Here is a 4,532-nt window from a genome sequence, read left to right as displayed (position 1 = left end):
TGGTCCGTCCGAGGATGAAGCTGATGTCACAGCCTCCGCCGTCATTGAGTCGTTCGGGATCATTCACAAAACGCAGCTTGGCCTGCGTCTGTCCAACGCGATCATCGGCGCGGAGAGGAGCCAGAAGGGCCTTCACGAATCCCGGCTCAACGACCATATCGTTATCGAGGAACAGGAGATAGGTCGGATGCAGTTTCTCGAAGGCCAGACGGGCAGCGGCGTTCCTTCCGCCGGCCACACCGAGGTTGTCCGCGCTCTCGTGGAGCATCACTCCGGGAAACGCTGCGGCTACCGCTTCGGCCGTGCCGTCTGCGGATCCGTTATCCCACAGCAGGATGTCGAACGGCTGGTCGTCGTCTTCTTGCAGGCTGTCCAGACATCTCAATGTCATGTCCCGCTGGTTGTACGTGAGAATCACAACCGCGACACGCTCAAGCCCTGATTTAACAGGGAGATGTTGACTGGCTGGGCCGACTTGCATAGAAGCTGTCTACTCAGACTCCTTATCGAAACAAATAGATGTAGTAATCCGACTCGCCCACACGTCGCCAGCCGGTGGTATTTGCACGGTATGGCACACTTTCGGCGACGATCGCCCGCACTCCAGTGCGGCGGAACGCGCCGAGTGCCTCCGTACGACTGGATTCATCGCCGTACCAGAAGATGTCCGCGACCGTACCGGGCATTTCCGCGACGATCTTCATCCTGCCCAGCCGTGCCCAGTACGAGTCGAATGCATATCCGATCACGCCCACATGATCACCGGCAACGACTCCGAGCTCCTGAAGCACTTCCGCCGGTTCGCCCGGCCAGTCAGGTCGGTTCGAAGATGTCTGCTCGGCACTGTGTGGCGCCGCAAGAGCAACCACGCCATCAAGATTGAAGATGCCGATCCGGACTACAAGGAACACGGCCATTAGGGCCGCCACCACACCAGCCAGCCTCCGGTGGGAATCCTTGACGACGAGATTTGCGAGCAGGTCTCCAAAGAACAGAACGACAAACACCGCGATGTATCGACCTTCGACCAGAACGAGCGCGTACAGTGCAAATGCCGCGAGGGCCGGGAGCAGGAGCGTTCGATTCAGGATGCCCTCCCACCACTCGTCGATCTTACCGGCACCCACGATGGAGAGCAAAGCAATGCCGAACGTTATTGCCCCCAGGTCCATGAAGAAAAGTCCGGCGTAGAACAGTCCACTGGCTGCGACAGCGATCAGCTGTCGAGCGGGTTGAAGCTGGACGATCGCCCCCCGGTACCAGTAGGATGGATCAAACGAAATCGGATACGTACCAGCAATCGGCTCCGCGAACTCATAGACCGGTGGGGAGTTGTGAACCAGCCTCGAACCGTGCTCCGGTTGGCCGAACCCATCGACCGATCCTTGCCAGTGCGGGTACGAAATTCCGTTGACGTGACGCAGGAACGTTAGGCGACCGGCGTCACCCGTTGTGAAGCGTCCGGTCGACGATGAAATCGCGGCTATGAAGGGAGCCGCGACAACAAGCATAGCTCCAAGCGCTACGGCCGTTCGAACGAGTCGGCGTTGCCGTCCAGCCGACAGAAACGCTGCCAATATGAACGCAAGAGACAGGGGCAACATGACGGACTTCGTCAGATAGGATGCTCCCATCAACAAACCGACTCCGACAAACGCGGCCCAGGAATCCGTTCCGCTTCGAATCCTAAGTATGAGACCAGATGCGAGATAGACCCACACGGTCATCAGCATGTCAGGAGTCACCGACCAGAGTTCTATAAGCCCGAGGGACGTGTAGATAAACAGACCGTATCCGATCACCGGCCATGCCCAGTCCGGCAGACCGGACCGGGATTCCCGGCTGTCTCCGAGACGGCTGCGGCGATGGGTCATCAATTGGCGCCAGAAGAATTCGAAACTCAACAGCGCGACCAGATAGATCGCCAGATTAGCGAGTTGCACTGCGGCGAATTCCCATCGAGCCGACGGCTCGAAAATGTACAAGACCGACCCAAGGATCCACGAGTACATGGGACTCCAGACCGAATTCACGGCCGCCGCCCAGTCGCCGCGCATGTAAAGATCCCCGATGTCGAGATAGCTAATGCCATCTGCATTCATGGAGAAACGACGGACGGCCGCAGCCGTGTGAAGCACACCAAGACCCACTGCTGCAAGTCGGCATACACCGGGCACCCAACGCTCCCAGGAGCTCGCGATCCGTCCACTGTCTTTCGAGGTATTCATTTCTCGCTGATCGACCCCGTTGCGTTTCCTACGGGTTGTCCAGAACTCGCAAGTGTTTCGATAAGGCTGCTGTACAGATCTGCCACTCGGACGGAGGAGAATCGTTCTCGTGCCGTTCGGCAGGCTGCCGAACCAAGTCGCGTCCGGAGGTCTGGATCATCCAGGAGCTTTCGAATCCCGGCCAGGAGCGCATGGCTATCTGCCGGCTTAATCATCAGGCCGTCCTCCATGTGTCTGACGATGTCGCGAACGCCCCCGACGGTAGTCGTAATTACCGGTAGCCCGCACGCCATCGCCTCGACAAGCGAAAGCCCGAAAGCCTCGCTCTCTGTTGGAAAGACGAACAGGTCGGATGCCTGCAGATACTCCTCGACGTTCCGGACCGATCCGGAAAAGCTCACATGATTCTGCAAACCATGATTGGCGACGTATGATCGGAGCTCGTCTTCGCAGTTGTGCATGTCCAATCCTCCCGAGCCAACGAGCAAGAGCTTCGCGTTGGAAAATTCATCAACAACTTCCCTCCACACTCGCAGCAGCAACGCAAGTCCCTTGTACGACACGAGCCTGCCAGTATAGACGCCAATCTGGGCGTGCTGATCAAGACCGAGTCGGTCACGAAGACGCGCCTTCACCGGATCGCTCACAGGTGTAAATCTTGTGGTGTCCACACCGTTCGGGATATCGTGAATCATCTCGGGCCGGATGTGCGCTTCCAGTAGTTCATCTCGTACCGCCGATGAGATGGATACCATGCCGTCGGCGCGTCGCAAGATTCGATTTCGAGTATTGATGAAGAATCTGAATGCCCGGTTCTTTGTCGAGAGTCTCACGGTTCCAAGCCCGCGTCGAAAGAACTCTCCAGACATCTCACCGAGGCTGTCAGCCTTTAGCAGGATCTTCTTTCCCAGGCGCATTCCGATGGCGACCGCCGTGAGTCCGATGATGCGATACCCCGACACGAGGATAACGTCGTATCGATCGCGAAGTCTGATGAGCGCCGGTATTACGGTGAGCAGGAGTCCCCACTTCTTCCGGCGCCCGGTACCGGAGGGAGTGACTCGAAACACCAATAGTTCGCCAACTTTGCCCCTTTTTTCATGAGTAGCATCCGAGCGTCTGGTGACGACGATAACTGAGTGTCCCCGTTCTGCAAGGTTGTTGCCCAGATCCAGCGCCTGCGTTTCCCCTCCGCCAACAACCGGAAAGAACGTTTCTGTCAGTATGCAGATACGCGCTCTGGACTGGGTCAATACATACCTCCTGCACACCGTCTCTGTGCACAACAGGCTACGGCTGATCCGCGCCTACTCATCTTCAGTCACCCCGTCCGATCGCGGATGATCTGGTTGATCGTCCACGCGATCTATTGACAGCATCTGCACCAACTCGATCTGTCGTGCTGACAGGTGAGACAGTCTTACACTCATAAATATCAGTACCAGGAAGATGAACAGAAACGCCAACAGACTGAGCGCGGAGGCTGGATACTCGGCACCGACTAGCCGTGGTAGAAGATCCAGAAGTGAGGGCACTGACACGATCACCATAGAGGCGAGCGTCGCGGCAATCCAGGTCAGGCTGTATCCCACATTGAGCCTGTGCGTGCGCAGCAAGTTGATCATCAATACGATCAACGCGAGTCCTATCAGATCGACGAGGAGTATTCCCTGTAAGCTCATGGTTGTTCCCGGTTGAGGAGGGCGTCGGTGATGGCCGCGATGGTCAGAACTAACGTCTTGATCGGATACTGGATAGCGTTCCAGAAGGTATGCATCGACCGGCCGTGCAGTCTTTCTTTCACAACGACGGGATGTTCGACAATCTTGAAACCAAGAATGCTGAGTCGCACAATCGTCTCAATATGGAAGTCGAGGAAGATACCGCTGCTCATTGCTTCGCAGGCTCGAGCGGTGAGAACCTTGAAGCCGGATGTAGTATCAAAAATTCTGTGCCCGATTAAGAAATGCGTCAAGCTGGAGAACAGCATCTGTCCTACACGACGTTCCAACGGGCCCTGATACGATTTCCCGAGGTAACGAGAACCTATTACTACGTCCGCACCGGTTTCTTTCTGCTCCTCCAGAAGCGCCGGGACATCTTCGGGCCGGTGCTGCCCATCGCCATCTATGCAGACGACAAGATCATAGCCCTTCTCAATGGCGTATTTGAGACCGGTCTGCAGAGCCAGGCCGTAGCCAATGTTGAAGGGGAGATTCAATTGCATCTCGCCCAGTTCCTCGACTTCCTGTTGCGTCGAATCACTGGAGCCGTCCTGAACAACCAGTCGGTCAAGGGTCGGAG

Annotated in this window: 5 protein-coding genes; all 5 read right to left on the bottom strand. The window is 56.8% G+C overall.

Features of this window, described 5'->3' with window-relative positions; all coding sequences use genetic code 11:
* The coding region (locus HKN37_01335) for a glycosyltransferase (GenBank protein ID NNE45282.1) at positions 1-481 on the bottom strand (481 nt) is incomplete at its 3' end.
* Positions 482-503: 22 nt separating this feature from the next.
* A complete protein-coding gene (locus tag HKN37_01330; GenBank protein NNE45281.1) occupies positions 504-2,228 on the bottom strand; it encodes a hypothetical protein in 1,725 nt (574 codons plus the stop codon).
* On the bottom strand, positions 2,225-3,481 hold the full coding sequence (locus tag HKN37_01325) for a glycosyltransferase family 4 protein (protein ID NNE45280.1): 1,257 nt from the start codon (positions 3,479-3,481) through the stop codon (positions 2,225-2,227). Before HKN37_01325 ends, HKN37_01330 begins: the two co-directional genes overlap by 4 nt.
* Before the next feature lie 54 nt (positions 3,482-3,535).
* The gene (locus HKN37_01320) at positions 3,536-3,910 is read right to left on the bottom strand and encodes a DUF2304 domain-containing protein (GenBank protein NNE45279.1); all 375 of its coding nucleotides are present in this window, start codon (positions 3,908-3,910) and stop codon (positions 3,536-3,538) included.
* Positions 3,907-4,532, bottom strand: a 626-nt coding sequence (locus HKN37_01315; protein ID NNE45278.1) for a glycosyltransferase family 2 protein, incomplete at its 5' end; no start/stop codon positions are given. The genes HKN37_01315 and HKN37_01320, both read right to left, overlap by 4 nt.

It is taken from the genome of Rhodothermales bacterium, from assembly GCA_013002345.1.
GTDB lineage: Bacteria > Bacteroidota > Rhodothermia > Rhodothermales > JABDKH01 > JABDKH01.
This window is presented reverse-complemented; position numbering and strand designations above follow the sequence as displayed.

Bases quoted from the DNA above. Each gene is read 5' to 3' on its own strand.
- HKN37_01330 (NNE45281.1), bottom strand. From the start codon at position 2,228: ATGAATACCTCGAAAGACAGTGGACGGATCGCGAGCTCCTGGGAGCGT.
- HKN37_01320 (NNE45279.1), bottom strand. From the start codon at position 3,910: ATGAGCTTACAGGGAATACTCCTCGTCGATCTGATAGGACTCGCGTTG.